A 26,042-nucleotide genomic window follows, 5' to 3' on the forward strand; every position below is an offset into this window, starting at 1 on the left:
GAGATGTCGCCGAAGGCGACAGAGGGGGTCGCCGCGCGTGGAGCGCTAACCTTCATCAGTCGCAGGAGGTCGCGCCCAGTCGAGCCGACCCCCTCTGGCCTGCCGGCCATCTCCCCCTCAAGGGGGGAGATTAGCTCACTCCGCCACCACCAATTTATCCTGCGTCTTCGTCTCGAAATCGCTGGCGTCGTGGCGCTCGTGCAGTTGCATGGCGGGGTCGCCGAAGGCGCGGTTGACCATGCGGCCGCGTTGCACGGTCGGGCGGGCGTCGATCGCCCTGGCCCAGCGTTGTACGTGCTCGTAGTCCTGCACCGACAGGAACTCGGCGGAATCATTGTACATGCGGCCGAGCGCCAGGCCGCCATACCAGGGCCATACCGCCATGTCGGCGATCGAATAGAAGGCGCCGCCGAGGTATTCGGTCTCCGCCAGCCGCCGGTCGAGCACGTCGAACTGGCGCTTGGTCTCCATGGCGAAGCGGTCGATGGCGTATTCGATTTTTTCGGGCGCATAGGCGTAGAAATGGCCGAAGCCGCCGCCGAGATAGGGCGCCGAACCCATCTGCCAGAACAGCCAGGACAAGGTTTCCGCGCGCGCCGGCTGTTCGGTCGGCAGGAACTCGCCGAACTTTTCCGCGAGATAAAGCAGGATCGAGCCGGACTCGAAGACGCGGACAGGCGTCTTGCCGCTGCGGTCGAGCAGCGCCGGGATCTTGGAGTTGGGGTTGACCTCGACAAAGCCCGAGCCGAACTGGTCGCCATCGTTGATGCGGATCAGCCAGGCGTCGTATTCGGCGCCCTTGTGGCCGAGCGCCAGAAGCTCCTCCAGCATGACAGTCACTTTGACCCCATTCGGCGTCGCCAGCGAATAGAGCTGCAGCGGATGCTTGCCGACCGGCAGCACCTTGTCATGCGTCGGACCGGCAATAGGCCGGTTGATGCTGGCGAACGTACCGCCATTGGCTTTCTTCCAGCTCCAGACTTTCGGCGGGGTGTATTCGGTCATGCGGGAAATTCCTTGGTTTGGCGGGCGAAACGACTTGCGCGACGGCGCGAGACTGATGGCGGAAAAGTCGGCGGAACCTAGATACGGGAACACATAGGTGCAATTCAGAAAGGTTCAACTTGTGTTGAACTATTATCGATGTCGGCGCCGCCCCTCATCGCCCTGCCGGGCACTTCTCCCCGTATAGTGACGGGGAGAAGGACGCTGTCGCCTACTGATTTCCCCAATTGCCAGCGTTGCCAAGAGCGCCGATGTTGCGGCCATCTCCCTTCTCCCCGTCACTATACGGGGAGAAGGTGCCGGCAGGCGGATGAGGGGCAGCGCCAGCCTCTGAAATGATTGCCTTGTTGCCTAAGCCCTTGCGCCCTGTGCAGCGCGGCATACCTATAGAGGATACTGCCCACGCATATCTGCCAGGATGACCGCATGCCGATCGATCCCGTTTCCCCGCTCTTGCGCTCCGTCGTTGGCGTGCGCGCCATGGTTCCCGACGATGCCTTCACGGCCAATGCCCTGGGCACGCGCCGGGAAGGCAGCGGCGTCGTCATCCGCGGCGACGGGCTGGTGCTCACCATCGGCTATCTCATCACCGAGGCCGAGGAGGTCTGGCTGACCGACCAGGACGGCCGCGTCGTGCCGGCGCATGCGCTGGCCTATGACCAGGAGACAGGCTTCGGCCTGGTGCAGGCGCTGGCGCCGCTCGGCCTGCCGGCGGTGGCGCTGGGTGACGCCTCGAAGGCGAAGATCGGCGACCCCGTGGTGTTTGCCGACGGCACCGGCCGCTCGGTCAAGGCACACATCGTCACCAAGCAGGAATTCGCCGGCTATTGGGAATATCTGCTCGACGAGGCGATCTTCATTGCCCCGGCGCACCCGTCCTGGGGCGGCGCGGCGCTCATCGGCCAGGATGGCAGCCTGCTCGGCATCGGTTCGCTGCTTTTGCAGATGAGCCGCAACGGCGAGGTCGCCGACATCAACATGGTCGTGCCGATCAACCTTCTGACCCCGATCCTCGACGATCTCCTGACGCGCGGCCAGGTGGCGAAGCCGCCGCGCCCATGGCTCGGCGCCTTCTCGGCCGAGTCGAACGGTGCGGTCGTGGTGATGAGCGTCGCCGAAGGCGGCCCCGCCGCCAAGGCCGGCCTGCGCCAGGGCGACATCATCTCCGACGTGCGCGATGGCGAGGTCGACGGTCTCGCCGATTTCTACCGCAAGCTATGGCAGAATCCGGCGGGTTCGGAGATTCCTCTCAGGGTCGTGCGTGACGGTCGTGAGACTTGGCTGCGAGTGAAATCCGCCGACCGAAACAGCTTTTTGAAGAAACCGCATCTGCAGTGAAGCCAATCTCCCCCCAAGTGGGGGAGATGCCCGGCAGGGCAGAGGGGGGCGCGAAGGATCGCGACCTCTCAATCTATATTTTCTGACAAGAAACGCGGGATAAACGTGGCTGACACTGGCCGGTGCGTTGGCGGGACAGCGGCCCCCCTGCCGGCCATCTCCCCCACGAGGGGGGAGATTGGCTGCCCCCTCAATCCCCGCATACCCTAAAAGGCGTCCCCGTGTCCCACTCCGCGAAGGGCACGACCTGGCCTTCGACAGACACGATACTGTTCACCTTGCTGTCATCATCCTGCGTCTGCATACTTTTGCCCTTGCCGGTCAGCACGTCGTAGTCGCAGCTGCTGTAGACGACAACGGACTGGTATTTGTAATGGTCATAGGCAACGCCGGCGACGACGAAGGCCTCGTTGCGCCAGGCGATGGTCAGCGTCATGTCGGTCCGCTCGCCGGGGCCGATCAGCCCCGGCAGATAGATCTTGATCGAGCCGTTGGGCAGCAAGGTCAACTCCGGTTCGATGCCGGAGCCCTCATAATGCGGCTGGTCGTAGTCGTTCCATTCGCCGTAGACCTGCTCATGCACGACGCCGGCGGGTTTCAGAAAATTGTACTTTTTGTCCCTCAGGAAGAAATGCATGTCCATGGTATCGTCTTCGGGCTCGGTCTCGACGATCATCGCCAGATCGGCGGCGCCGTCCCCATTGAAGTCGCCGGTCAGCGCGGTGATGATCTTCTGGGTTTCGATGGGTTCGGCGAGCGCCGAGGCCGGCAGCAGAAGGATGAGGCCGAGTAACATCGATCGCATGGCATTTTCCCCCGAATTGCAGTCTGCCTTGCCCGGCTCGACCAGCCGGGAAACTGCCATGAGCGCCGGCTTGGGCGCAAGCCGGCTCGCAATAGGCTAGGGGGTATCGACGCCGCTGACGGAAACTGGCATCGACAGCCGATACAGCCGGCCCGGCAACAACGAGGTGATGATGGCGCCGTTCAAGGTCGATCCCGACAAGGTTCATGAATTCCCCGATCCCGACAGTTTTTACGCCTGGCTGCGCGAAAATCATGCCGGCGAGAGCGAGGTCTGGATCAAGGTCCACAAGGTCGGCTCGGGCCTCGCCTCGATCACGCCGAAGCAGGCCATCGACGTGGCGCTGTGCTTCGGCTGGATCGACGCCATACGCAAGCCGCTCGACGACAAGAGCTTTCTGCAGCGCTACACGCCGCGCGGCAAGAAGAGCATCTGGAGCAAGATCAACATCGACAATGTCGCCCGCCTGGTCGAGGAGGGCCGCATGACCGAACACGGGCTGAAACAGGTCGAGGCGGCCAAGGCCGACGGCCGCTGGGACCGCGCCTATGCCTCAGGCAAGGACATGAAGATCCCTGACGATCTGCAGGCCGCCATCGACGCCGAGCCGAAGGCGAAGGAGATGCTGGCAAAGCTTTCCGCCCAGAACCGGTTCGCGCTGGCGTTTCGAACGCACAACATGAAGACGGAGGCGGGGCGCAGGAAGAAGATCGAGGCTTTTGTCGAGATGCTGAAGCGCGGCGAGCCGATCTATCCGCAGAAGCGGTGAGGCGACGGCAAGCGGCTGCCATGGCGCGCGCAGCTAAAAACCCGCGTGTGAGGTTCTGGCCTCCCTTTCTCGGACATAACCTATTGTTTTTACGGTATTTTCCACTCGGCGTGTGGGTGATAGATGCGATAGTGGAAAAAACATAGCAACTTATTGTTAATTAAGAGTTTTCCACTATGTTAACTTGATCCTGGCTTAAGAGTGGAAAACGATGCTGAGAGAGTTGACCGGCGAGCAGCGGCGCCAACTCATAGATACGCAACAGGTCTACGAGGCCTGGCAGCGTGCTGATGACCAGCGCCAAAGGCGCTTTGCAGGCAGCATGCGCTGGGTTGAGCGCAGCGGTGCTGAATACCTGCTGCGGAAGGTCCGGCAGGTCGAGAATTCACTCGGGCCGAAAAGCAGCCAGACGGAGAAGGCGTTCGCTGCGTTTTCCGAGGGCAGGGTGCAGAACAAGGATCTGCTGGCAGGTCTGGCCGATCGCCTGAACGCCCTGGCGAAAGTCAATGTGGCAATGGGGTTGGGCAGGGTACCGGCCATCGCCGCACGGATATTGCGGCGGTGCGCCGAAACAGACCCGCTGGGCAAGCAGTTGCTGGTCGTCGGCACGAATGCGCTGTTCGCTTACGAGGCTCTGGCGGGCGTCCAGATCACCAGCGGTCTCACGGCAACCGGCGACATCGACCTGCTCTTCGATTCCCGACGCCGCATCAGCTTCGTGACCGGCGAGAGGGTAAGCCAGTCCGGCCTGATAGGCGTGTTGCGTAAAGTGGACAGGTCCTTCAAGCCGCTCCAGCCCCGGGCCTTCAGGGCAGCGAACCGTGATGGCTATCTGGTCGACCTGATCCGTCCGCGGGCAAGACATGTCCTCAAGGACAACGCCACTACCTCGATTACACAGCTTGCCGACGACCTCGACAGCGCACCCATGGAGGGGCTGCAATGGCTCATCAACGCCCCGAAGGTGGAGGCTGTGGCGATCGATGAGCGTGGCTATCCCGTAAGCATACCGACGGTCGACCCTCGAATGTTCGCTCTGCACAAGGCTTGGCTGGCCACGCGGCCTGATCGGTCTGCGGTCAAGGCAATGAGAGATCGTGAACAGGCGGAAGCGGCTGCACGCATTGCCACGGGCTATCTTGCGCTTCCGCTGGACAGCGAGCATCTCAAAGGGCTTCCGGGGGCACTGCTGGACGCTGCGGCCGCAACGCTCTCTCTGCCTGGCCCGAGCGGCTTTTCCGAAGACTCTCCAATTGAGCCCGACTGGTAGCGGCCGCGCTAGCACGCCATGCTACGAAAATAGCATTCTCGCCTCGCGAAATGTGATGCTACGGTTCCCGGCGCACCCAGGGCGGAGGGGTTGCCAAGAGGAGAAGTGGCGGGCGCTGGCCCGGATTTCAGCGAGAACCGGACGGAGTTGTTGAACCATTGCAAGGCCGCCGCGTTTTCCAGCGTCGGCCACAAGGGAGGAACCACCTGTGAAAGCATCCTATCTCGTCTCAGCCGTGCTGCTTGCGGCGACTGCGATGCCGGCGGCGGCCGGCGAAATTTCCGACGGCAAGGTCAAGATCGGCATCCTCAACGACCAGTCGGGCGTCTATGCCGATTTCGGCGGCAAATGGTCGGTCGAGGCCGCCAAGATGGCGGTCGAGGATTTTGGCGGCAAGGTGCAGGGCGCGCCGATCGAGATCGTCAACGCCGATCACCAGAACAAGCCCGACATTGCCTCCAACATTGCGCGCCAGTGGTACGACACCGAACAGGTCGACGCGATCATGGAACTGACGACATCCTCGGTGGCGCTCGCCGTCCAGGGGTTGTCCAAGGAAAAGAAGAAGATCGACATCGTTACCGGAGCGGCATCGGCCGACCTGACCGGCAAGCAATGCTCGCCCTATGGTTTCCACTGGGCTTACGATACCCACTCGCAGGCGGTCGGCACCGGCGGCGCGCTTGTGCAGCAGGGCGGCGACAGCTGGTATTTCATCACCGTCGACTATGCCTTCGGCTATTCGCTGAAGGAGCAGACCTCAAAGGTTGTTGAGGCAAGCGGCGGCAAAGTGCTGGGCGAGGTGCGTTACCCCTTGGGATCGACGGATTATTCCTCCTTCCTGCTGCAGGCGCAGTCCTCCGGCGCCAAGGTTATCGGCCTTGCCAATGCCGGCCTCGACACCTCCAATACCATCAAGCAGGCGGCCGAGTTCGGCATCGTCGCCGGCGGCCAGCGGCTGGCAGCACTTCTGTTCACGCTTGCCGAGGTGCACGGCCTCGGCCTGCAGGCGGCGCAGGGCGTGGTGCTCACCGAAGGGTTTTACTGGGACCGCGACGACAAGAGCCGCGACTTCGCCGGGCGCTTCTTCAAGCGCACCAACCGCATGCCCAACATGATCCAGGCCGGCACCTATTCGGCGGTGCTGCAATATCTCAAGGCCATCGACAAGGCCGGCACCGACGAAACCGAGGCGGTCGCCAAGCAACTCCATGAAATGCCCGTCGACGACATCATCAACGCCAACGGCAAGGTACAGGCCGACGGCTCGATGGTGCACGACATGTATCTCTATCAGGTCAAAAAGCCCGAGGAGTCGAAGAAGGACTGGGACTACTACACCTACCTTGCGACCATTCCGGGCGACAAGGCCTTCATCAAGGCTGAAGACAGCGGCTGCCCGCTCGTCACCAAGTGACGCTGGCGCAAGCCGTGGCCGTCCAGCCGGACGGTGCCGAAATCAAGCCGCGGGTGGTGCTCTCCGCCCGCGGCCTGCGGCGCGATTTTGCCGGTTTCGTCGCCGTCAACAATGTCGACCTCGACGTCCATCACGGCCAGATCCATGCACTGATCGGGCCGAACGGCGCCGGCAAGACGACGATCTTCAACCTCTTGACCAAGTTCCTGCAGCCGAGCAGCGGCAGGATCGAACTGTTGGGCAACGACATCACCCGCACCGCGCCGGCCAGGGTGGCGCGCATGGGTCTCGTCCGCTCGTTCCAGATATCGGCGATCTTTCCGCATCTGAGCGTGCTCGACAATGTCCGCGTCGCCTTGCAGCGGCCGAGCGGGCTCGGCTTCCAGTTCTGGCGCTCGCTGGCCGCGCTTGACCAACTGACTCCACGGGCGCGCGAACTGCTTGCCGTCGTCGGTCTCGACGATGTCGCGCATCGTCCGGCCGGCGATCTCTCCTATGGCCGAAAGCGCGTGCTCGAGATCGCCACCACGCTGGCGCTCGACCCGAAAGTGCTGCTGCTCGACGAGCCGATGGCCGGCATGGGGCACGAGGATGTCGGCGTCATTTCCGGCATCATCCGCTCGCTGGCAACGGACCGCGCCGTGCTGATGGTCGAGCACAATCTCACCGTCGTCGCCGACCTTTGCGACTGGATCACCGTCATGCAGCGCGGCCAGGTGCTCGCCGCCGGCGACTACGCAACGGTGAGCAACGATGAGCGCGTCAGGGTCGCCTACATGGGGACTGAGCAGGGGGACCGAGCATGAGTGAGCCGCTGCTTGCCGTGCGCGATCTCCATGCCTGGTATGGCGAGGGCCATGCGCTGCATGGCGTCAACCTCGACGTTTTTCGCGGTGAGACCGTGACGCTGCTCGGCCGCAACGGTGTCGGCAAGACCACAACGCTGCGCGCCATCATGGGGCTGGTCCGCAAGCGCAGCGGCAGCGTCGCCTTCGACGGCAGCGACCTGATGCGCCTGCCGCTGCATCGTGTTGCCCATCGCGGCATCGGCTTCGTGCCGGAGGAACGCGGCATCTTCGCCACGCTCACCGTCGACGAAAACCTGATCCTGCCGCCGGTGGTGGCCAAGGGCGGCATGAGCGTCGAGGAAATCTTCGATCTCTTTCCCAACCTCAAGGAGCGCCGCAACAGCCCCGGCACCAAACTCTCCGGCGGCGAACAGCAGATGCTGGCCATCGCCCGCATCCTGCGGACGGGCGTGCAGATGCTGCTGCTCGACGAGCCGACCGAGGGCCTGGCGCCGGTCATCGTCCAGCGCATCGGCGAACTGCTGGCGACCTTGAAAAAGCGCGGCATGACCATCCTGCTCGTCGAGCAGAATTTCCGCTTCGCTGCCCGCATCGCCGACCGCTTCTACCTGATGGAGCATGGCAAGGTGGTGGAGGGTTTTGCCGTAAGCGAGCTTTCCGCTCACACGCAACAGCTGCACGAGGTGCTGGGGGTATGATGACGACAGCCCACGGCAGTACCCCCACCCCGCTGCTGCGCAGCGACCCTCCCCACAAGGGGGAGGGTGGAGGGCCACCGCCCTACCTCTCCCTTGTGGGGAGGTCGGACCGAAGGTCCGGGTGGGGGTACGTGCCGCACAGACGCATCCCGCTTGCAACACCCTCGGTGACGCCATGACCATGATCTTCGGCATCCCCGTCCAGGCGTTGCTCGGCCAGATGCTGGTCGGGCTGATCAACGGCTCCTTCTACGCCATGCTGAGCCTCGGCCTGGCCGTCATCTTCGGCCTGCTGCGGATCATCAATTTCGCCCATGGCGCACTCTATATGCTCGGCGCCTTCATCGGTTACCTGCTGCTCGTCCATCTCGGCATCGGCTACTGGCCGGCGCTGCTCCTGGTTCCGCTCATCGTCGGCGTCTTCGGCATGGCGGTCGAGCGCGTGGCGCTGTCGCGGCTCTACCGCCTGGATCCGCTCTACGGGCTGCTGTTCACCTTCGGACTGGCGCTGGTCATCGAAGGCGTGTTCCGTTTCTACTACGGCGTGTCGGGCAACCCTTATGCCGTTCCGGCGCAGCTTGCCGGCGGCACCAATCTCGGCTTCATGTTCCTGCCCAACTATCGCGGCTGGGTGGTGGTGGCCTCGCTCATTATCTGCATCGGCACCTGGCTCCTGATCGAAAAGACCAGGCTCGGCTCCTATCTGCGCGCCGCGACCGAAAATCCCGAGCTGGTGCAGGCCTTCGGCGTCAACGTGCCGCTGCTGCTGACGCTCACCTATGGGCTCGGCGCGGCGCTCGCCGGCCTTGCCGGTATTCTCGCCGCGCCCGTCTACCAGGTCAGTCCGCTGATGGGCTCCGATATCATCATCGTCGTCTTTGCCGTCGTCGTGGTCGGCGGCATGGGTTCGATCCTCGGGGCCATCGTCACCGGCTATATGCTTGGCCTCGCCGAGGGCCTGACCAAGGTGTTCTATCCCGAGGCGTCGAACCTCGTCGTCTTCGTCATCATGGCGGTCGTGCTGCTCCTGCGCCCCGCCGGCCTGTTCGGAAGGGACGCCTGAGATGAGCGAGGCAACCCTTCACCAACATCGCACCGCCGCCTCCGTGCGGCTGGAGCGGGTATTGCTGGCATTGGCCATACTGGCGCTGATAGCCGCGCCCTTCTTCGTCTATCCGATCTTCCTGATGAAGATGCTGTGCTTCGCGCTGTTTGCCTGCGCCTTCAACCTGCTGCTCGGCTACACCGGGCTGTTGTCGTTCGGCCACGCCACCTTCTACGGCGCCGCCGCCTATTTCTGCGCCTACGCCGTCAAGGCATGGGGCTGGCCGCCCGAGGCCGGCATCCTGCTCGGCACCGCCGGAGCGGCCGTGCTCGGCCTGGTCATGGGCTTCCTCGCCATCCGCCGGCAAGGCATCTATTTCTCGATGATCACGCTGGCGCTGGCGCAGATGTTTTATTTCTTCTGCGTCCAGGCGCCGTTCACCGAAGGCGAGGACGGCATACAGGGCGTGCCGCGCGGGCATCTGTTCGGCATCGTCGATCTCAACGTCACGCTCAACATGTATTTCGTCGTGCTTGCCGTCTTCCTCATCGGCGTCTTCGCCGTCTGGCGCATCGTCAACTCGCCGTTCGGCATGATCCTGCGTTCGATCCGCGAGAACGAGAACCGCGCCATCTCGCTGGGCTATTCGGTCGGCCGCTACAAGCTCGTCGCCTTCGTCATGTCGGCAGCCCTTGCCGGGCTTGCCGGCGCGACCAAGGCGATCGTCTTCCAGTTCGCGACGCTGACCGACGTCACCTGGCAGATGTCGGGCGAGGTGATCCTGATGACGCTGCTCGGCGGCATCGGCACCATGGTCGGTCCTGTCGTCGGCGCCGGCCTCGTCGTCGGGCTGGAAAACACGCTCGCCACCTCCGGCTTCCCGGTGACCATCGCCACCGGCCTGATCTTCATGATCTGCGTGCTGGTCTTTCGCCGCGGCATCGTCGGCGAGATTTACGCGCGCTGGCTGGCGCCGGCCAACGGCGAGGCGGGCCGCGATCAATAGGTGATGGTCACCACCACCGTGTCGGTGTAGACGCCGGCCGAGGGCGTCGTCTGCGGCGGCACGCGGCCATAGACGGTGAGCGCCTGGGCCGTACCGGTTCCGGTGCCGGCCACCGTGCTTCCCGGCGTTCCGGCGTCACCCCAGGGCTGCGAGCGCGCGGCGTCCTTGTAGAGGCCGTAGGTCACCCGCTCAGCCCCCTTTGACATCTTTCGGTTGGTCGGCGTGCCGCCTGTCGTGCCGCCATTCAGCGACACCGTATAGGCGGTCGACGGCGTGCAGGTGACCGAGACCTGGCCGGTGGCGTCGGCATTGGCGGTGAGCACGCCCTTGGAGCCGAAATCGATGTTCTGGGTGGCGACCAGGCAGTTTGCCGCGACCGTGGCGTTGATGGTGAAGGTCGGACTGGTGTCGGGGTTGCCCAAGCCGCCGCTGCAGCTGCTGCCCAACAGGGTCGTCCGGGAGAGGATCTCGACATGCGTGCTCGAAAACGTCGAGAGATAGGTGCCGGGCGGAACGGTCGACTGGCCGCCGGGCACGCGGCCATAGATGGTCGCCGTGCCCGATGAGTTGCCGAAGAGATTGGGGTTCAGCGTCTGCGGCGGCGGGCGCGAGGCATAGGCCCAGTTGTAGGAGCCCCAGACGACGCTCATTCCAGGATCCGAATAGAGCTGGTAGTTGAGGCTGTTGGCGCCGTTCGCCATCTGCCTGGCGGCCGCCGAGGAAGCGCCGCCTGTGCCGGAGGCGAAGTGCGGACAGACCAGGACGGGCAGCAGAAACGGCAAACTGCCGCTGCAATTCATGCTGAGGGTCGCGGTCGATGTCGCCGCCGTGCCTGACAGTGTGTCGATGAGGCCGAAATTCATACTGGTGACGGTGTAACTGCAGCTTTGCGCGCGGGCGAGCGACGGCAGCAGCATAAGGACAATGATGAACGTTGCGCGCAGCACCTGGCGTCGGATGTTCATTGGCACACCACGTCCCCGATCACCACCTGCCGGCCGCGCACCGCCTCGAAGGGAAACTCTGCCCGGCATGAACCGCCGTCCGCGCGCTCGACCTGCACGGAATTCTGCTTGCCGAGGCCCTTGATGTAGGCCTGCCCGTCATAGCCGACGACGAAGTCTTCGGTGCCGCCATCGACGCGTCCCGACAGTCCGGCTTCGAGCGGCGTTCCGCTCGAGTCGACCAGCGTCACCAGCGCGGCCTGCGCCGCCTCGGACACGCCGAACTTCAGCACGACGCCGTTGCGGTCGGCTGGGACGACGGTCTCCTTGGTAGCCGGGACATCCGCGTCGACTGGTAGATTCTTCGGGTCGATGGAGACCGTGTTCAGCTCATAGGAGTTGAGCCCGGTGACCAGGATGCGGCCTTTGCTGTCCGTCCTGCCTACCGGCCGGTTCTGATGCAAGACCTCGACATCAGGCGTGCCGACATCGACGACGGCAAAGGCATCGTCGATGCGGTTGGTGGCGAACACCCCGCCGCCTGCGACCGCAATGGCGCCGTCCATCTGGCCGGTCACGCGAAAGTCCTTGTCGAATTGCTGGGCGCCGGCCTCAAAACGCGCAAACGACGCGCGGTAGCTCACCGCTGCCGAACGGTTGGGAACCTCGCCTTCGGAGGTGCGCAGCCGCCAGCCGATGCTGCCGTCCTCGGCCCGCTCCGATTTGGCGAGGTCGGCAGTGACATTGAGGCCCTCAGGGCCTTGCTCGACGCCTGTCGACGCCGAGATCTCGTCGTTGAACGGGATCGAAATCCCGGCGAACACGCCATAGCTGCTGTCGTCGTCGAGATCGGCGAAGGCGGTGGCATAGAGCGTGCTGCGCTTGAAGATCGCCTGGCTGTAGGACAGGCCGACGATCTGGCTGTTTTCGCCCTCGGCGCTCTTCAAATGCGTATAGGACAGGTTGAGGCTGGAGAAATCGATCGGCATCGGCACGCTGAGCGTCACCTGGTCGACCGAGCGCGGCACGCCAGCGCTGAAACGGGTGAAGTCGTCGGGGTCGAGAACCGGCTCCGCCGTCACCGAGGCGATGTCTTCATAGCCGCCAAAGGCCCGCTGCATGTGGGCGTTGATCGCCCAGCCGTCATAGCCGAATTCGACACTGGCATCGACCAGCGAGCCGGTGCGCCGGTCATGATGGCTGCCGGCGACCGCCAGCGAAGCCGCGCCATATGCCCCGAGCGGGAAGGCAGCACCTATGCCGCCATTGATCAGATCGGCGCCGCCCTCGGCATGGGCTTCCAATGTCAGCCGGTCGGTCACGCCGTAACGCGCGCTGGCGACCCCCATGACGCGGCCGTCATAATCGTCGGAGGAGATGCCGAAATTGCGCCGCGCCATCCCTGCCTCGACGGAAAAGTCGAGCAGTCCCTGGCGCAGCAGCATGCTGGAGGCATAGAACGGCAAGGTGGCCGTGGTCTCGCGGCCGAGGCTGTCGCGCAGCACCACCTGCGCCTGTCCGGCGCCCGTGAACACCGGCAGATTGGTGACCTGGAACGGCCCGGGCTGGATGTCGCCGGAATAGGTGCGCACGTTCTGCGTGTAGACCTCGAGCGTCGACGGCACCGCCGCCGTGCCGCCGAAGGAGGGCAGGGGTAGCGTCACCAGGTCCGATCGCAGGTGGAAGTTGCGTTGCGCCTGGATGCCGCCGAGATAGATCGGACGCGTCCACGACAATCCACCGGAGATGAAGTCGCCGGCGCGGTAGGTCATCAGCCGGTCGGGGTCGGAATAGCTCCATGTCGTGTTGAGCCGCGTGAAGCCGCCCAGCCTGCCGTCGGAATAGCCGGCGATGAAGGATTGGCTGAGCGTTCCATAGGGGCTGAACGCGCGCGCATCGAAGCCGCCGGAAACGCCTTGGAACAGCTCGACGTCCTTGTCGAACAATGTGTTGGAGCTGGCAAACAGCGAATAGTTGAGAACCGCGCCCAAGCCCGATTGCGGCGCCGGCCGGTCCTGCAAGCGCAAGCCGAGATCCACCATGCGCGCCTCGCGGCTGTCATTGGCGGCGGTGACGTAGAGGCGCTGGGCTACCTCATCGATCCGAAACGAAACGTCGGCCAACTGGTCGAGCCTGACCAGGCCGCCGGCGTCGGCTATGTCCTCCGGCGGTTTCAGGCCGACCTCCTTCAGCTCTTGGGGCGCCGCCGCCAGCCCACCATCCGGCATCTCGATAAAATTGCCGACCAGCTTGGTCGAAACGTCGTTGATGAACACCTCGAGATAGAGGCTGCGGCCCGCTGGTAAAACGGAAGCCGGCTGTTCGAGGTTCGTCACGGCCGGAAATTCCTGCGAACGCACCGCCAAGCAAGGTGTGAAAGTCGCAACCGCGACGATGACAGCGACGCTACTTGCCCTTGACGGCAACGTTGGCATCGAAGGGTCCAAGATCGCTCTGTGCCTTCAAAAGCACGGAGCCCGCGGACAGTGATTTGCCGCTGCCGATCGGCCACTGCATGGTCGCGCCGCCCAGGACATAACCGACGAGCCCGTTTCGGTTGCCGAGCTTTTTGCCGTTCTGGGTCAGGGATAGGTTGGACAAGCGGAGACGACTTTCACCGGTATTGCTGGCTGTCAGCACAAGACTGCCGCCCTTGCGCGAAACACTCCAGGCGACTGCCGGCGCGGCCGCATCGGCGTCGCGGAAAAACACCGGCACGGAGTAGCGCAGCGCGAGCGCGACCGTACCGGCCTTCTTGCGCGACGGGTCGGGTAACTCGTCGACGATGACGCGGTAGCTTTCCTCGGCCCGCACCGGCGCCTTGCTGACGCGCACGACGCGAACCACGTATTGGGCATTGGGTCCGAGTTTGGTCGATGGCGGGCTGGCGACGACGTCGGTAGTCGGCGTCAGCGTCTCGATCCCGCCAGCCTGGCTCCAGGCGAAGACGCGTATCTGCACATTGATCGGCCGCTTGGGGTCATCGTTGCTGAGGTTGAGAACCGCCGAGGCGTCGGGCGAGATCAGCTCGAGACCTGTCGGCGCCACCCTGAGCGAAGCGGCTTGTGAGAGACCGGCGCACAGCAACAGAACAGCCGTGGCTCCGATGCGTGAAAGCATGGATCGCATGATCGTCCTCGTGTTGGTATCGATTGTCAGTACGTTATGGTGATCGCAACGGTGTCGGTGTAGAGGCCCGCCGCCGGTGTCGTCTGCGGTGGAACACGCCCGTAGACCGTCAGCGGCTGAATGGCGCCGTTGCCGGTTCCGCCGACCGTGTCGGTGGGGATCGTGGTGCCCCAAAGCTGCGTCCGGGTGCTTTCCCTGTAGATGGTGTAGTCGATCGTCGCCGACGCCGGCCCGGTCATCTTGCGAACAGCAACCGTTGCGCCCGCGCCCGCTCCGGCGCTCAGACCAACATTGTAGGACTTGCCGGTCGTGCATTGCACGTTGATGGTGCTGGTCTGGTCGACATTCGCATCAATGACACCGTGCGAGCCGAAATCGAGATCGCTCGCCGTCTGCACCTTGCATTCGTCGGTAATCGTGATGCGGACATTCATGCTGCCCGTCGCGGTCGCGGCGATCGCGGGCAGGATGGGAAGCAGCGACGCTCCCGCCAGCAGCGCATATTTCAGCAATCTCATGCGTGTTTCCTCCGTCGGGCAGACCGTTCCTCGCAACACAGTCTTGACCCGGATTTCACTCCTACAGCTCCTCCGTTGCATGCTTCGCAAGACATCAACGATACAGTAATGTCATAAGCGAACTGTGCAATGATTATTACAACTTAGATTCGGATTGCGACAGCGAATAACTTCGGTATGTATCGGATAATTTTGGTTAATATTTGGTTAACAGAGATGAAATGGACATTTTTCCGAAGTGAAAGTTTGTCTGTCGAAAATTTATTTTGCTTCTCGTGCCGAAAAGGCGAAATATCTGGCAAATCATCTTGATTTTGTAGAGTCTCACCTGTCGTCCTTTATTATCGATATTTCGCGGCGTGCACCGGCGCCAAGCAGCCATCGCCATAGCCGCGCCGGTAGCTGTTCGCGCCTGTCCAAGCCTTGCGGTCGTGCTGACAGGGCCGCATTCGCCAAAACCGTGTTCCGCCCGGCCCAAGCATGGCCGTCCCGGCTGAGATAAATCCACCGCCGTCGGATCGCGGCGAAACACATGCGAATCGTTCTTGCCACGCTGGCCCGGATTTCCTTCGGCGGCGCATCGGCCGGACGGGAGATGCGCCTGTTGTCCCTTGGAGCCATGATCCACGACCGGCAGCCGCGCGGACCGGCTGCCAGACGTCAGAAAAGGAAGAACGATGAAGAAGACCTATGAAAAGCCACAGCTCGAAAAGCGCCAGAAGCTGTCGCGTGTGACCGCTGTCGCCGGCCCATCAGTGACCAGTGAGAGCTGACGCCGTCGACCGGCATCGAACCACCAGCGGACAAGGAGAGCAGTCATGGATCAGCATGCGAACCCGTCACCCGGCTTCAGGCGCAATCCGGGCAAGGTGATCACCGTCGAGCCCTTCACCGGGCGTGTCGTCGTGTTTGCAAACGGCACCATCATCGCTTCCTCGGCAAAAGCCAAAATGGTGACCGAGCCGCCCCATCCCTTCTCCTTCTACATCCCGTTCGAGGACATCGACTTCCGCAAGCTCAAGAAGACGGAGCGGTCGACGCTGTGCCCCTACAAGGGTGACGCCAGCTACTGGAACGTGCTGCCGGCGGGTGAAACCGGCAACGACGCGATGTGGGCCTATGAGCAGCCTTTCGACGAGATGACTGAAATTCGCGACCACGGCGCCTTCTACCCACACCGGGTCACCATCGACGCCGCGCCGCGCTGAGCGCGTCATGCCTGTCGCCCAAAAGTGCCCAGCGTTTTTGGAGCCGACGACAGGCATGAACAGAGGAATTTTTCAGATCAGCCAAAGCTGTCCTCACCCGGGGGCGCAGCGGTTTTGCGGCAACGGCATGCCGAAACGAAGACAAAAGGTCATGGACGAAAAGCAGAGAGCAATTCTCGACGAAATCCCGCGCCTGCGCCGCTATGCGCGCTCGCTGCTGCGCGACCGCGATTCCGCCGACGATCTCGTCCAGGACTGCCTGGAGCGGGCGCTGCTGCGGCTGGACAACTGGCAGACGGGAGAGAGCCCGCGAAAATGGCTGTTCACGATCATGCATCATCTGTTCATCGACCAGATGCGCAAGGTGAACCGGCGAGGCGAGGCCTCGATGCTGCCGCTGGAGGCCGGCGAGGTGCAGGCCTCTCCCGCCGACCAGCTGGAGAATGTCGCGGCCCGCGAGATCATCGACGCGCTGCAGGCGATCAGCCCCGACCGCCGTGCCGCGCTGACCATGGTCGCCATCGAGGGCTTCTCCTATGCCGAGGCCGCCGAGATGCTCGGCGTGCCGGCCGGCACGCTGATGTCGCGCATCGCGCGCGGCCGTGAGGAACTGCGCGGCCTGCTCGAGGACAATGCGCGCCGCCGCGCGATAAGGATCGTCGAGCCAGGCCCGGGCAGGGCGGTTCCAATCAGGGCGCCAATGGCATGACGAGCCCCAATCGCATGATGACGCCTTACGGCATGGTCCGGCACGATTGCAGGCCTTGTCCGCACTGTGGGCGCGGCGCACCCGGTAACGCTTTCTTCTCTGCTTGCGTGCATAGTGGCGGCGACGGAGTGAGCGAAACCAGGGCATGGCTGAAGAGAAAATACGCAACGGCGAATTCTGGGCGCTTGCGCTCGAACGCGCTCATCTCGGCGTATGGGACTGGGATATTTTGAGCGGCGACTGTTTCTATTCGCCAACCTGGTCGCACATGCTGGGTTATGAGGATGGCGAGCTTGCCAACAGCGACGACCTCTGGCTGAAGCTGACGCATCCCGACGACCGCCAGCGGGCACTGGCCAGCGGAGAGCGGCACATTTCCGGCCTGACCGCCTCGATCGAGACCGAGCTACGCCTCAAGCACAAGGACGGCCACTGGATCTGGGTGCTGGACCGCGGCGGCATTGTCGAGCGTGACGAGACGGGCAGGCCGGTCAGGCTGATGGGCGTACAGACCGACATCAGCCGGCAGAAAGAGGCGGAAGCCGAACTGGAGCGGGTCAATGTGCGCTTTCGCCTGGCGCTGGCGGCCAGCGGCACCGGCATCTGGCATCACGATATCGACGCCAACAAGAGCTATTGGGACGCCCGCACCAGGGAGATATTCGGCCTGGTCGCCGACACCGACGAGGTGGCCGCCGACCTCTGGCATTCCTATCTGCACCCCGACGACAAGGATGCCGCAGAGCGCGCCCATCTGGCGCCGCTTTCGACCGACGGCGTCGTCGCCGCGCAATACCGCATCGTCAGGCGCGACGGCGAAATCCGCCATGTCGAATCGCTGGTGCGCTTCATCGCGGCGCCTGAGACAGCGGGCCAGATTCTCGGCACCGTGCGCGATATCACCGAGGACAAGAAACGCGAGCGGGAACTCGCCTACGCCGCTCACCACGATGCGCTGACGGGCCTCTTGAACCGTGCCGCCTTCGACCGGCTGCTGGCCGTGCACATCGCCACCGAGCGGGCTTTGCCGCTGGCGGTGTTTTACGTCGATCTCGACTACTTCAAGGCGCTCAACGACTTCGCCGGCCACGCCGCCGGCGACCTGGCGCTGAAGGGTGTGGCCGCCGGTATTCTGGGCTGCCTGCCGGCATCGGCGCGTGCCGCGCGCCTCGGTGGCGACGAGTTCGCGCTGCTGGTGCCCAATTGCCAATCGGCCAAGGCCGAGGCGCTGGCCGGCGCGATTCTTGCGGCGGTCCGTGACGCCGACCTCGGACTGCCGGCGACCTCGCGAAAACTCGCGGCCAGCATCGGCATCGCCTTCGTCGAGGACACCACCACCACGGTTGCCGATGCGTTGGCCTGCGCCGACGACGCCTGCTATGCCGCCAAGGCGGCCGGGCGCAATCGCTTCGCGGTGTTTTCGGCCGATGCGGCGTCGGGCTCCGGCGGCCTCAACGCTGCGCGTGTCGCCGCCGACACGGTCGACGCCATGGATGAAGGGCGGCTGAAACTGTTCGGCCAGAAAATCCATCTGCTCGGCCAGCCCTGGCGGGAGAGCCGCCATGTCGAGGTGCTGGCGCGGCTTGCCGGGCGCAATGGCAAGCTGATCCCGCCCAACGAATTCATTCCGGTCGCCGAGCGCTTCGGCATTGCCTCGCGGCTGGACCGCTGGATCATCAGGACAGCGCTTTCGCAGCATGGCGAGGCGATGCGCTCAGGCGCCATCTTGCTCGGCTTCAACCTGTCGGCGCAGACGCTGAGCGATCCGCTGCTATGGGATTTCGTCGACGCCGTCATCGCCGAGACCGGGGCGCCGCATTCCGGCATCGGCTTCGAGATCACCGAGACCGCGGCCGTAACCAATTTCGACGCCGCCGAGCAGTTCGTGCGCAAGGCGCGCGAGCGGCAATGCCGTGTCAGCCTCGACGATTTCGGCGCCGGCATGAGCTCGTTCGAATATTTGCGGCGCTTTCCGGTCGATCAGATCAAGATCGACGGCTCGTTCATCGAGAATATCGCGGAAAGCCGTTTCGACCGCGAGATCGTCTCGGCCATAGCGGGCATCGCCAAAAGTCTCGGCTGCGCGGTGGTGGCCGAAAAGATCGAGCAGCAGGAAGCGCTCGACATTCTGCGCGGCATGGGCGTGGCCTATGGCCAGGGTTTTCTGCTGCACCGGCCGGAGCCGCTTGAGGCGATCGTCGCGCGGGCCGGCGAACAGTCACCATCCAGCGGACAGTCACCGGAAAAGCGCTTCGGCTGACGGCTTGTCATCGCCCGAGCTGGCGACTTGTCCGGCTAACCGGCGTCGGCCTTTTCCTGCTTTCGCTGCGCCGCCTCCTTCTTGCGGCGCAACACCTCGTCGGTGCCGACAAGGTCCTTCGAGCCGCCGGAAATGGCGGTCGAGACGACGGCGGGCGGATCGCTGGCCGGAAAACTGTCTTCGAGGCCTGATTGCAACTGCTCCTCGAGCGTCTGCGGGTTCTCGGAGCGGCCTTCGGCGCGGCGCTCGCCAACGGCTTCGACATCGCTCTTGGTGTCGGGGTGAGCGCGGGCTTCCGATATCGTCGACACCACCAGCTCGATGGCGAACTCTTTCATCGCCTCGGCCTGCGGCCCATCGACATCAGAGTCTTCGATCAGACGGATGAGCGACTTTTCCAGGGCGCCCAGTTCCTTGACGCCCTGACACCGCGCCAGACGCTTGGTGAGCGAACCGATCAGCGCCGGGGCAAAGGTCGAATAGGCAAGCCTGCGTGTGTCGTCGACCTGCTCGGGATGAAGCTTTTGCAAGGACATAGATGCCTCCAGTCAATCAGCCGTGCAGCTTCTGCCGCTGGCCCCTCCTTAGGAAACAGAGGGGAGGGCAAGAGGTTCCATACAGTCCTCGACAGGGTCGACGAGTTCAACTCCACAGCGACGCCATGGTCAGCGACGCTTCGAATATCTGCTCCCTGTTCTCGTTCAGCATCTTGACGGTGATCCGCCGGTGGTCGCCCTCCGGTATCTCGTCGCGCGCCACATCGTGCAATATGCGCAGCGCTTCGGCTCCCGCACGCTCCCGGCTGGGAAAAAGCTGCCCCTCTTCATCAATCTGGGTCTCGGCGTTGTACAAGTCGAAGTAGAACCGTTCCATGTGTGCAAGGATCCCTGCGTGAGAACGCTAAGGCGCATCGCGGTTGAAGGACGCAGGCGACGCGCTTCAGGTCTGTGTTTTATGCATGTCGTTGTCTCAAAATCGGGGCCATTTTTGAGCGACATGGATTAAATCCCAACCCGCACCCATGGTTCCATGCGACTGTGTCCTGAGCAGATTTCCTGCCAGGAGCCGTCGCCGTGCCGGCCGATTGCAACCGCACCCGATCTCCGGCGTTTGGCTAGGCCACCAATGCCCACGAAATCTCGGACTGGATCCTCGATGCTAGAACCGCTTTATCTCAACCTTGGCCAGCATGACGCTTTGTCCGAGCAGGAAAAGGGGCTGCTGGCCGCCGCCATGACCATCGAGATGGATTTTGCCACCGGTCAGGACATCGTTTCCGAGGGATCGAGGCCAGGCTACAGCACGCTCATCATCGAGGGTCTGGCGGCGCGCTACAAGGTGCTGGAGGATGGCGGCCGCCAGTTCACCTCGTTGCAGGTGCCCGGCGATTTTGTCGATTTGCACGCCTTCCTGCTCAAGACAATGGACCATGGCATTATAGCTTTGTCGCCATGCCGGGTGATCGCCGCCGACCACAGTCGGCTAAGGACGATCACCGAACAGGCGCCTCATCTCAGCCGCTTGCTTTGGCTGGACACGCTCGTCGATGGCGCCATCCATCGGGAATGGATCGTGGCCATGGGCCGGCGGTCCAAGACTTCGCATCTGGCGCATCTTGTGTGCGAGCTGTTCGTGCGGCTCCAGGTCGTCAAGCAGACCAACGGCATGAGTTTCCGGCTTCCCCTGTCGCAGGCGGAACTGGCCGATGTGCTTGGGCTTTCGGTCGTCCACATGAACCGGGTCATCGGCGCGCTGCGCAAGATCGGTGTGATCGGCTGGGCGAATTACATGGTGACCATTCTGGACTGGCAGCAACTGGTGGAAATCGCCGAGTTCGACCCGACTTATCTCAGCATGAACCGCGAGCCGAGATAGGCTATCCGGCGTTCGCCATGACGTCGCCGGCAATCCGTCAGCCGGTCTTTCAACGATGCCCATCCAGCGACGCCAATTCGTCGAGCATGGCAAGGGCGGCACTTGGCTTGGCCGGCTTCAGCAAGCCCTGTTGGGCGGCGGCATTCTGGAAAGCGGCAAAGGCGATGTCCGGGCGGCAAATGCCGTTCAACGCGTCGTCCACCAGCCTGTCGGCCGCCTTGTAGGCCGCCGTCTGCTTGTTCTTCCATGTTCCGCCTAGCGCCCTCCTGGCGTCGGCGATCGACGACACCGTCATCGCGCTGCCGTCCACGAATCTGATCGTCAGGGGCAGAAAACGGCTCATGCGCTCACCATCCAAACCATTCGCGTCTCGCCCGGATCGATCTCATCACTTGCCTCCTTGAAAACGGGATCGCCATAAACGAGGCAATCACAAACTGGTTGCAGCCCGGCGAGCTACATGTTGCTTGCCGGCCAGATCGGCCGATGCGGACGATAAGGCGGCCGCGGCGCCGGCTTCAACGGGATGTCGGCGAGCGAGTTGCGGATCGGCCTGAACAGTATCGGCGAAGACGCGGCGCGGCGGTGCAATACCGCGGCTGACAATTTGGCAATCAGATTTCGAACGTCCATGGGACACCTCGAGCGCGTTGAGAGTCCCCCCATCGCGATCACCTACCACCTCACCCCCACCATCCGCATTTAACTTTGATATAGGCCGGACGAATACGCGCCGCGCGCAATGTCTGCCGCCGAGATTCTGCCGATCCTCGGCGGCGGCTATTGAGCGGCGTCGCCAGGCTGGCGGTCACGCATCCCAGCAGCGACGTCGCAGACGCTGCTGCAACCGGATGAATTTTCGTGCATTCTTGTGCATGGCCACAATGCTTCGAACCGACACGCCGGCAAAATGCTGCTCCTATTGCGGTTCGCGAGAGCATGACTACGAGGATTGTCCGAAGCGCAAAGCAGAGGCGGAGCGGCAGTGGGAAGGCCAGGCAAAGCCCGGCGCCGAATCCGAGGCGACGGCCGAAGTCTAGCTGGGCTCGAACAGCTCGATCACGTTGCCGGACGGGTCTTCACAAAGAATCTGTCGCCCGCCCGGACTTTCGACGATCTGGTTGCGGAACCGCACGCCGGCCTCGCGCATCTTAGTCACGACTGCCGGCAATTGCTCGACTTCGAGCACGAAGCGGTTCCATCCGCCCGGCTCGGGTGTCCGGCCGTCCGGCATCGGCCTGGCTGCCGACGCCAAGGGACCGGCGAGCCAGAGCGAGAGGTCGCCGCGCGTCAGGATGGCCATCGCCGGATCGAATTGCTGCTTCAGCGCGAAGCCCAGATGGCTCGTATAAAACGCGATGGACAGATCGACATCGCGGACCAGATATCGGACGGACACCATTCGCAGTCTCCCTCACAAACGCCCCTTCCGAGAGATAGCTGGCGGGACAAGTCGGGGCAAGCCCGCGCGCACGCTTCGGGTGTCTATGGTGCGATTGCGTGGTCGGCCTGTCTCTCTCTCACGAAGGCCGTCAGCAGGAGCGCGGCATCATCGCCGGCTACCGGGCCGCGATCGATCCCACCGCCCTCGGTCTCGGCACCATGGCCATGATCCGCCTGCGCACCACGCATGAGCACATCCAGACCTGCCTGAAGAAATTCGCGGCCATGCCGGAAGTGGTCGAGGTGCTGCGGGTGACCGGCGAGGATTGTTTTCTGGTCAAGGTGGTCGTGCCGTCGCCGCCCGACCTCGAAAGCATCGTCGATGCCATCGGCCGCTACGGCGCGGTGACGACCAATGTGGTGCTGCGCGCCGAGCCGCCGAAACGGTTGGGGCGGGAGCTGATGGCGAAGCTCTGAGCGGCCACGCGCGGCAAGAGGATTGCAAGCGCCTCCTTTTGCGAGGTCCGGCTTTGCCGCGAAAGAATTTCGCGGGCTGGTGTAGGATCGGCGGCGTGGCGCCCGTCCTTGGGGCGAAACCCGTTGCAAACCTTTGGAGCACATCATGGAAGCCGTTCAATCGCCGTGGCAGACCGCGGCCATTCTCATCGCCCGCCTGACCCTGGCCGCCATGTTCGCGATGGGAGCAGCCTTCAAGTTCATGGATATGAACATGACCGCCGGCTACATCGCCGCCGCCGGCTTCCCGTTCCCGCTGTTTCTGGCCTGGTGCGCCGCGATCCTCGAAACGCTGCTGGTGATCGCCTTGCTGACCGGAGCGTTCTTCACGCCGGCCGCCCTGGTCGCCGCCGTCTACGTGGTCTTCCTCGGCTTTGCCTTCCACGGTCCGTCGCACTGGACCGGCAACCAGGCCGAGTTCGGCGCCTTCATGTCCCATTTCCCGTTCGCCGCCGGCCTGCTGTTCGCAGCCGTCCATGGACCGGGCAGCGTGCTGGCCTCGAAGCTCGGCCGAGGGTGAGCCCCGCGTCGGCAGACCGCCTCACATCTGGTCGTTGTAGGGTTCCTTCATCTGGCCGACCATGCGGGCCAGTTTCGAGAAGGACGGCATGTCCGCCTCCGGCTGGCATTGATTGGCCAGTTCCAGCAGTCGGATCGGAAAGTTGACGGCGTCGCGGTTGGACTCCGACATGCCGTCGGACCGCTCCTCGCCGGTTTCGATGGCCTCGGCCTTGCGCAGCGCAATGTCGATATCCTCCACCGTGAGCAGGCCCTTGCGCACCAGCACCTGATTGATCGAGGCGACGGCCATCAGCAGGCCTTCGAGTTGCAGATTGGCGACGTTCATGGCTGTTGCTCCCATTTGGCTCACGCTCAACGCATGAGCCGCTGTTACGATCCGGACGGGGATGCAAGCGATAGGCGTCGGCCGATGGCCTGCGCTACTCTTCCATCCAGCGGCGGCCATATTCGGCCCACAGCGCCTTGACCTCCCGGCTGCCGAGGCGCGGGGCGGCGCCGTCGCCATAGGCGATCGAAACGCCGCTGATGTCGTAATGGGGGTGGGCGTCGATGACGAAGCGGATCGCCTCGCCGAGCGGCCTTCTGCCGATGACCGGATCGGCCTGGCCTTGGCCGACGCTGCGAACGCCCGAAACAGTGGCTGGCGCTTGCCGCATCCTGAACACGGATGCCATGGCTGGTTTGTCCATCCCGCTCTCCCCCGAGTTGGAGTTCCATAAGAGCCAGCTAATGACCAGTCGGTCGATGCCTGTAGAAGGCTGCGTCTTGTGATCCGCCGCAAGTGCCGGCGATATGCTGCAGCCGGTTGAAGGACTGTTCAGGCCAGCGGATCCGCCGCCGGCGGCCTGGCGGGAAGGCCGAGCCTTGTCCGCTCGCCGTCGGCAAACTCCTCGGCCGCTTCCTGGGCCATGAACAGATGCTGGGTCACCGTGCCATTCTCGGCAACCAGCACCGCCCATTGGCGGCGGTCGACACGTTCCACGCGAACGTCATTGGGCTCTCCGGCCACCACGATCGTCCTCCAGCAGGCGTACGGCACGGAGGGGGCGTGCCTTTACGCCTTGGTCTTACTCTTGGCCGGCGCCTTGGCGGCCGGCGCCTCGGGTGTCCTGATGCCGAGCCCGAACTCCTTTGCCAGCTCCGAGCGCTTGGCGGCGTAGCTGGGCGCCGTCATCGGATAGTCGCCGGGCAGGTCCCATTTGGCGCGATAGGCTTCCGGCGTCATGCCATGGGCGGAGCCGAGATGACGCCGCAGCGACCTGAACTTCTTGCCATCCTCGAGGCAGTAAATGAAATTCGGCGTTACCGAGCGCTTGCGGTTGACCGCAGGCTCAGGCGCAGGTTGCGGCGGAGCAACGGGATTGTCCACGGCCGCGAGCGCTGCATTGACGCTCTCGATCAACGCCGGCAGGCTATCCGGAGGCACTGAATTGTTGCGCACGAATGCCGCGACGATGTCGGCGGTCAGATTTATATTTCGGATTTTGTCCTCAGACATGGCTTCTTTTGCCCCCTTGATGCCAAAGGGCAAATTATCAGACAACATCCGCCGACGGCATGGCACTTTAGAACATATGCATATGACTTGACGCCGGATGTGGTAGCGCTAGCATCGCCGAGTCTCCGATCGATGTCGATGTAGGAATTCTTTCCTGACATATCTTGACCGGTGAGGGCAGCTATGCTACGATTTGTTCATGGTGCTGATTTGCGCCAGCAACCCGCCGCCGAGGCGGGTTTTTGTTTCATGCCGGCTTGGAAACAATAACGGCCAGTGACGCGAGTTTTCCCTCGCTCAGGCTGCTTATGTAGTTTTTTCGCCGATGCACGAACTCGGCGCCGAGCACGATCTCATTGGCCTGCTGCTGGGCCGGCGAGGGCACGATGCCGGAATTTGCCCGTTTCAACGCCAGCTCGACGTGATCGCCGGTTTCGTCGATGACGTCGTCGACCCGGAATCCGGCTGAAGCAAACAGAGCCTTCAGGGTTTCGCGGTCGACGAGATGGCTGGCCACAGCCGACACCGCCCAAGGCAAGGGATAGTGAGGCTCGCCGTCCGCCAGCACCGCCTCGGTCCAGACAAGCCTGGCCTTCGGCTTCAGTACGCGCCACGCTTGCCCGATGACCGCCGCCTTGTCGGCGATATTCATGCCGACATAGAAACAGATCGCCGCGTCGAATGTGTCGTCCGCAAAAGGCAGCCTTGTCGCATCGGCCTCATGAAAACGGACTTTGTCACTGAGGCCGCAGAACTCGGTCAATCGGCGGGATGCCTCGACGAACGCCGGCGTCAGGTCGACGCCGTCGACGCTGCACCCATAGGTCTCGGCAAGGAACCGGGCCGGGCCGCCAATGCCGCTGCCGATGTCCAGAACCCGATCAGAAGCGGAGGGCGCAAGACGCGCGGCATGGTCCTGCGTGGCGATCAGCTCGCGGCCATGAAGCTGGTCGAACGGATAGAGTTGTTCGGCTGCGAGGCTGCCGGCCCTGGCGTCCGGCACAGCCGACAGGATGCGCTCGACGATGCCGCCGCTGCCATAGTGACTGGTCACATTGCTCATTGCTCTCTCCGACGAGACCCAGCATCCCATCGATGCGGCCCTCGCGCAATGCGCGCCGCCGCCAAGGACGAGGGAGTAGGAATTATTTCCTTTTTTGTATTGACGGGTGAGGGCAGCTTTGCTATGATTTGTCCATGGTGCTGATTGCGCCACCGACCCGCCCACGAGGCGGGTTTTGTTTTCCTGATGCCCACAACGTGCGGATATCGGATGTCGGCGGGACAGCACCCCCCTCTGGCCTGCCGGCCATCTCCC

At 63.5% G+C, this 26,042-nt stretch carries 30 protein-coding genes and 1 pseudogene; 15 read left to right on the plus strand and 16 right to left on the minus strand.

All coding sequences use genetic code 11. The features are described from left to right. Window positions 1-135: 135 nt before the first annotated feature. Window positions 136-1,005, minus strand: coding sequence for a glutathione-dependent disulfide-bond oxidoreductase (gene yghU / locus NKJ58_RS11945; RefSeq protein ID WP_023689843.1), 870 nt, complete (start codon window positions 1,003-1,005; stop codon window positions 136-138). A 426-nt stretch (window positions 1,006-1,431) separates the two neighbouring features. On the opposite strand from yghU, the gene NKJ58_RS11950 reads away from it, so the two are divergent. Beyond that, entirely contained in the window at window positions 1,432-2,343 is a 912-nt protein-coding gene (locus NKJ58_RS11950) for a S1C family serine protease (protein WP_023671416.1), read from the plus strand. A 190-nt stretch (window positions 2,344-2,533) separates the two neighbouring features. Here the strand turns inward: NKJ58_RS11950 and NKJ58_RS11955 are convergent, their stop codons facing one another. Then, entirely contained in the window at window positions 2,534-3,148 is a 615-nt protein-coding gene (locus tag NKJ58_RS11955; RefSeq protein ID WP_023715162.1) for a hypothetical protein, read from the minus strand. A gap of 172 nt (window positions 3,149-3,320) precedes the next feature. On the opposite strand from NKJ58_RS11955, the gene NKJ58_RS11960 reads away from it, so the two are divergent. From NKJ58_RS11960 to NKJ58_RS11990, 7 genes are all read left to right on the plus strand, one after another. Continuing rightward, on the plus strand, window positions 3,321-3,917 hold the full coding sequence (locus NKJ58_RS11960) for a YdeI/OmpD-associated family protein (protein ID WP_023743926.1): 597 nt from the start codon (window positions 3,321-3,323) through the stop codon (window positions 3,915-3,917). Between the two features lie 211 nt (window positions 3,918-4,128). Beyond that, entirely contained in the window at window positions 4,129-5,187 is a 1,059-nt protein-coding gene (locus NKJ58_RS11965; protein ID WP_352497252.1) for a GSU2403 family nucleotidyltransferase fold protein, read from the plus strand. 208 nt (window positions 5,188-5,395) lie between these two features. After that, window positions 5,396-6,604, plus strand: coding sequence for an ABC transporter substrate-binding protein (locus NKJ58_RS11970; protein ID WP_023824475.1), 1,209 nt, complete (start codon window positions 5,396-5,398; stop codon window positions 6,602-6,604). Window positions 6,605-6,618: 14 nt separating this feature from the next. Then, window positions 6,619-7,410 (plus strand): ABC transporter ATP-binding protein, encoded by a 792-nt coding sequence (locus NKJ58_RS11975; protein ID WP_352460554.1) that lies wholly within the window; start codon window positions 6,619-6,621, stop codon window positions 7,408-7,410. After that, a complete protein-coding gene (locus NKJ58_RS11980; RefSeq protein WP_352497253.1) occupies window positions 7,407-8,111 on the plus strand; it encodes an ABC transporter ATP-binding protein in 705 nt (234 codons plus the stop codon). The genes NKJ58_RS11975 and NKJ58_RS11980 overlap by 4 nt, the downstream gene beginning before the upstream one ends. A gap of 175 nt (window positions 8,112-8,286) precedes the next feature. After that, window positions 8,287-9,174 (plus strand): branched-chain amino acid ABC transporter permease, encoded by an 888-nt coding sequence (locus NKJ58_RS11985; protein WP_023671423.1) that lies wholly within the window; start codon window positions 8,287-8,289, stop codon window positions 9,172-9,174. A 1-nt stretch (window position 9,175) separates the two neighbouring features. Continuing rightward, the gene (locus NKJ58_RS11990) at window positions 9,176-10,162 is read left to right on the plus strand and encodes a branched-chain amino acid ABC transporter permease (RefSeq protein ID WP_023715165.1); all 987 of its coding nucleotides are present in this window, start codon (window positions 9,176-9,178) and stop codon (window positions 10,160-10,162) included. On the opposite strand, the gene NKJ58_RS11995 is transcribed toward NKJ58_RS11990, so the two are convergent. From NKJ58_RS11995 to NKJ58_RS12010, 4 genes are read right to left on the minus strand one after another with little or no spacing between them, the layout of a single operon-like run. Next, entirely contained in the window at window positions 10,156-11,109 is a 954-nt protein-coding gene (locus NKJ58_RS11995) for a Csu type fimbrial protein (RefSeq protein ID WP_023715166.1), read from the minus strand. The genes NKJ58_RS11990 and NKJ58_RS11995 overlap by 7 nt on opposite strands. A gap of 14 nt (window positions 11,110-11,123) precedes the next feature. After that, window positions 11,124-13,541, minus strand: a complete 2,418-nt coding sequence (locus NKJ58_RS12000) for a fimbria/pilus outer membrane usher protein (protein ID WP_352499172.1) — start codon at window positions 13,539-13,541, stop codon at window positions 11,124-11,126. Next, a complete protein-coding gene (locus tag NKJ58_RS12005) occupies window positions 13,513-14,235 on the minus strand; it encodes a fimbrial biogenesis chaperone (RefSeq protein ID WP_023715167.1) in 723 nt (240 codons plus the stop codon). Before NKJ58_RS12005 ends, NKJ58_RS12000 begins: the two co-directional genes overlap by 29 nt. 26 nt (window positions 14,236-14,261) lie before the next feature. Beyond that, on the minus strand, window positions 14,262-14,753 hold the full coding sequence (locus NKJ58_RS12010) for a Csu type fimbrial protein (RefSeq protein ID WP_023685937.1): 492 nt from the start codon (window positions 14,751-14,753) through the stop codon (window positions 14,262-14,264). Between the two features lie 818 nt (window positions 14,754-15,571). Here NKJ58_RS12010 and NKJ58_RS12015 point away from each other — a divergent pair. The 3 genes from NKJ58_RS12015 (at window position 15,572) to NKJ58_RS12025 (ending at window position 18,930) form a co-directional block, all read left to right on the plus strand. Further along, window positions 15,572-15,961, plus strand: coding sequence for a DUF427 domain-containing protein (locus tag NKJ58_RS12015; protein ID WP_023693752.1), 390 nt, complete (start codon window positions 15,572-15,574; stop codon window positions 15,959-15,961). Between the two features lie 151 nt (window positions 15,962-16,112). Next, complete coding sequence (locus NKJ58_RS12020) at window positions 16,113-16,670, plus strand: RNA polymerase sigma factor (RefSeq protein ID WP_023693751.1); 558 nt, start codon at window positions 16,113-16,115, stop codon at window positions 16,668-16,670. Window positions 16,671-16,815: 145 nt separating this feature from the next. Continuing rightward, on the plus strand, window positions 16,816-18,930 hold the full coding sequence (locus NKJ58_RS12025; RefSeq protein ID WP_352853183.1) for an EAL domain-containing protein: 2,115 nt from the start codon (window positions 16,816-16,818) through the stop codon (window positions 18,928-18,930). Between the two features lie 35 nt (window positions 18,931-18,965). On the opposite strand, the gene NKJ58_RS12030 is transcribed toward NKJ58_RS12025, so the two are convergent. Both NKJ58_RS12030 and NKJ58_RS12035 read right to left on the minus strand, forming a co-directional pair. Next, on the minus strand, window positions 18,966-19,466 hold the full coding sequence (locus tag NKJ58_RS12030) for a hypothetical protein (RefSeq protein ID WP_023685942.1): 501 nt from the start codon (window positions 19,464-19,466) through the stop codon (window positions 18,966-18,968). Between the two features lie 106 nt (window positions 19,467-19,572). Then, window positions 19,573-19,803: a DUF6894 family protein gene (locus NKJ58_RS12035; RefSeq protein ID WP_023671435.1), complete on the minus strand. Its 231-nt coding sequence runs from the start codon at window positions 19,801-19,803 to the stop codon at window positions 19,573-19,575. A 282-nt stretch (window positions 19,804-20,085) separates the two neighbouring features. Here NKJ58_RS12035 and NKJ58_RS12040 point away from each other — a divergent pair, with 282 nt between their 5' ends. Beyond that, window positions 20,086-20,805 carry a Crp/Fnr family transcriptional regulator gene (locus tag NKJ58_RS12040; protein WP_023671436.1) on the plus strand — a complete coding sequence of 240 codons (720 nt, stop codon included), beginning with the start codon at window positions 20,086-20,088 and terminating at the stop codon, window positions 20,803-20,805. Window positions 20,806-20,854: 49 nt separating this feature from the next. Here NKJ58_RS12040 and NKJ58_RS12045 read toward each other — a convergent pair whose 3' ends face one another. Beyond that, a complete protein-coding gene (locus NKJ58_RS12045) occupies window positions 20,855-21,148 on the minus strand; it encodes a DUF982 domain-containing protein (RefSeq protein WP_023685943.1) in 294 nt (97 codons plus the stop codon). Window positions 21,149-21,261: 113 nt separating this feature from the next. Continuing rightward, a complete protein-coding gene (locus NKJ58_RS12050; RefSeq protein ID WP_023671438.1) occupies window positions 21,262-21,438 on the minus strand; it encodes a hypothetical protein in 177 nt (58 codons plus the stop codon). Between the two features lie 242 nt (window positions 21,439-21,680). Between NKJ58_RS12050 and NKJ58_RS12055 the strand changes: the two genes are divergently transcribed. Continuing rightward, window positions 21,681-21,845 carry a hypothetical protein gene (locus tag NKJ58_RS12055; RefSeq protein WP_023685945.1) on the plus strand — a complete coding sequence of 55 codons (165 nt, stop codon included), beginning with the start codon at window positions 21,681-21,683 and terminating at the stop codon, window positions 21,843-21,845. Here NKJ58_RS12055 and NKJ58_RS12060 read toward each other — a convergent pair. Beyond that, on the minus strand, window positions 21,842-22,207 hold the full coding sequence (locus NKJ58_RS12060; RefSeq protein WP_352853184.1) for a VOC family protein: 366 nt from the start codon (window positions 22,205-22,207) through the stop codon (window positions 21,842-21,844). The genes NKJ58_RS12055 and NKJ58_RS12060 overlap by 4 nt on opposite strands. A gap of 128 nt (window positions 22,208-22,335) precedes the next feature. Between NKJ58_RS12060 and NKJ58_RS12065 the strand changes: the two are divergent. Together NKJ58_RS12065 and NKJ58_RS12070 are read left to right on the plus strand one after the other, a co-directional pair. Then, window positions 22,336-22,665: pseudogene (locus tag NKJ58_RS12065) on the plus strand (Lrp/AsnC family transcriptional regulator); the annotation flags it as partial. Between the two features lie 145 nt (window positions 22,666-22,810). Beyond that, window positions 22,811-23,224, plus strand: a complete 414-nt coding sequence (locus NKJ58_RS12070) for a DoxX family protein (protein ID WP_023685949.1) — start codon at window positions 22,811-22,813, stop codon at window positions 23,222-23,224. Between the two features lie 21 nt (window positions 23,225-23,245). On the opposite strand, the gene NKJ58_RS12075 is transcribed toward NKJ58_RS12070, so the two are convergent. The 5 genes from NKJ58_RS12075 to NKJ58_RS12095 all read right to left on the minus strand — a co-directional run bounded on the left by NKJ58_RS12075 (window position 23,246) and on the right by NKJ58_RS12095 (window position 26,015). Beyond that, window positions 23,246-23,551 (minus strand): hypothetical protein, encoded by a 306-nt coding sequence (locus NKJ58_RS12075; protein WP_023671444.1) that lies wholly within the window; start codon window positions 23,549-23,551, stop codon window positions 23,246-23,248. Between the two features lie 94 nt (window positions 23,552-23,645). Continuing rightward, on the minus strand, window positions 23,646-23,915 hold the full coding sequence (locus tag NKJ58_RS12080) for a hypothetical protein (protein WP_352853185.1): 270 nt from the start codon (window positions 23,913-23,915) through the stop codon (window positions 23,646-23,648). A gap of 128 nt (window positions 23,916-24,043) precedes the next feature. Next, window positions 24,044-24,238 (minus strand): hypothetical protein, encoded by a 195-nt coding sequence (locus tag NKJ58_RS12085; protein ID WP_023689866.1) that lies wholly within the window; start codon window positions 24,236-24,238, stop codon window positions 24,044-24,046. Between the two features lie 42 nt (window positions 24,239-24,280). Further along, window positions 24,281-24,724, minus strand: a complete 444-nt coding sequence (locus tag NKJ58_RS12090; protein WP_023671447.1) for a Ros/MucR family transcriptional regulator — start codon at window positions 24,722-24,724, stop codon at window positions 24,281-24,283. A 247-nt stretch (window positions 24,725-24,971) separates the two neighbouring features. Beyond that, window positions 24,972-26,015 (minus strand): class I SAM-dependent methyltransferase, encoded by a 1,044-nt coding sequence (locus tag NKJ58_RS12095; protein ID WP_352853187.1) that lies wholly within the window; start codon window positions 26,013-26,015, stop codon window positions 24,972-24,974. Window positions 26,016-26,042: the final 27 nt, after the last annotated feature.

It is taken from the genome of Mesorhizobium sp. M0139 (genome assembly GCF_040322455.1).
GTDB lineage: Bacteria > Pseudomonadota > Alphaproteobacteria > Rhizobiales > Rhizobiaceae > Mesorhizobium.

What these genes read in the sequence shown, in the direction of transcription:
- yghU (WP_023689843.1), bottom strand. Translation starts at nt 1,005, where the DNA reads ATGACCGAATACACCCCGCCGAAAGTCTGGAGCTGGAAGAAAGCCAAT.
- NKJ58_RS11950 (WP_023671416.1), top strand. Translation starts at nt 1,432, where the DNA reads ATGCCGATCGATCCCGTTTCCCCGCTCTTGCGCTCCGTCGTTGGCGTG.
- NKJ58_RS11955 (WP_023715162.1), bottom strand. Translation starts at nt 3,148, where the DNA reads ATGCGATCGATGTTACTCGGCCTCATCCTTCTGCTGCCGGCCTCGGCG.
- NKJ58_RS11960 (WP_023743926.1), top strand. Translation starts at nt 3,321, where the DNA reads ATGGCGCCGTTCAAGGTCGATCCCGACAAGGTTCATGAATTCCCCGAT.
- NKJ58_RS11965 (WP_352497252.1), top strand. Translation starts at nt 4,129, where the DNA reads ATGCTGAGAGAGTTGACCGGCGAGCAGCGGCGCCAACTCATAGATACG.
- NKJ58_RS11980 (WP_352497253.1), top strand. Translation starts at nt 7,407, where the DNA reads ATGAGTGAGCCGCTGCTTGCCGTGCGCGATCTCCATGCCTGGTATGGC.
- NKJ58_RS11985 (WP_023671423.1), top strand. Translation starts at nt 8,287, where the DNA reads ATGACCATGATCTTCGGCATCCCCGTCCAGGCGTTGCTCGGCCAGATG.
- NKJ58_RS11990 (WP_023715165.1), top strand. Translation starts at nt 9,176, where the DNA reads ATGAGCGAGGCAACCCTTCACCAACATCGCACCGCCGCCTCCGTGCGG.
- NKJ58_RS12000 (WP_352499172.1), bottom strand. Translation starts at nt 13,541, where the DNA reads ATGCCAACGTTGCCGTCAAGGGCAAGTAGCGTCGCTGTCATCGTCGCG.
- NKJ58_RS12005 (WP_023715167.1), bottom strand. Translation starts at nt 14,235, where the DNA reads ATGCGATCCATGCTTTCACGCATCGGAGCCACGGCTGTTCTGTTGCTG.
- NKJ58_RS12010 (WP_023685937.1), bottom strand. Translation starts at nt 14,753, where the DNA reads ATGAGATTGCTGAAATATGCGCTGCTGGCGGGAGCGTCGCTGCTTCCC.
- NKJ58_RS12015 (WP_023693752.1), top strand. Translation starts at nt 15,572, where the DNA reads ATGGATCAGCATGCGAACCCGTCACCCGGCTTCAGGCGCAATCCGGGC.
- NKJ58_RS12020 (WP_023693751.1), top strand. Translation starts at nt 16,113, where the DNA reads ATGGACGAAAAGCAGAGAGCAATTCTCGACGAAATCCCGCGCCTGCGC.
- NKJ58_RS12025 (WP_352853183.1), top strand. Translation starts at nt 16,816, where the DNA reads ATGGCTGAAGAGAAAATACGCAACGGCGAATTCTGGGCGCTTGCGCTC.
- NKJ58_RS12030 (WP_023685942.1), bottom strand. Translation starts at nt 19,466, where the DNA reads ATGTCCTTGCAAAAGCTTCATCCCGAGCAGGTCGACGACACACGCAGG.
- NKJ58_RS12035 (WP_023671435.1), bottom strand. Translation starts at nt 19,803, where the DNA reads ATGGAACGGTTCTACTTCGACTTGTACAACGCCGAGACCCAGATTGAT.
- NKJ58_RS12040 (WP_023671436.1), top strand. Translation starts at nt 20,086, where the DNA reads ATGCTAGAACCGCTTTATCTCAACCTTGGCCAGCATGACGCTTTGTCC.
- NKJ58_RS12045 (WP_023685943.1), bottom strand. Translation starts at nt 21,148, where the DNA reads ATGAGCCGTTTTCTGCCCCTGACGATCAGATTCGTGGACGGCAGCGCG.
- NKJ58_RS12050 (WP_023671438.1), bottom strand. Translation starts at nt 21,438, where the DNA reads ATGGACGTTCGAAATCTGATTGCCAAATTGTCAGCCGCGGTATTGCAC.
- NKJ58_RS12055 (WP_023685945.1), top strand. Translation starts at nt 21,681, where the DNA reads ATGGCCACAATGCTTCGAACCGACACGCCGGCAAAATGCTGCTCCTAT.
- NKJ58_RS12060 (WP_352853184.1), bottom strand. Translation starts at nt 22,207, where the DNA reads ATGGTGTCCGTCCGATATCTGGTCCGCGATGTCGATCTGTCCATCGCG.
- NKJ58_RS12070 (WP_023685949.1), top strand. Translation starts at nt 22,811, where the DNA reads ATGGAAGCCGTTCAATCGCCGTGGCAGACCGCGGCCATTCTCATCGCC.
- NKJ58_RS12075 (WP_023671444.1), bottom strand. Translation starts at nt 23,551, where the DNA reads ATGAACGTCGCCAATCTGCAACTCGAAGGCCTGCTGATGGCCGTCGCC.
- NKJ58_RS12080 (WP_352853185.1), bottom strand. Translation starts at nt 23,915, where the DNA reads ATGGACAAACCAGCCATGGCATCCGTGTTCAGGATGCGGCAAGCGCCA.
- NKJ58_RS12090 (WP_023671447.1), bottom strand. Translation starts at nt 24,724, where the DNA reads ATGTCTGAGGACAAAATCCGAAATATAAATCTGACCGCCGACATCGTC.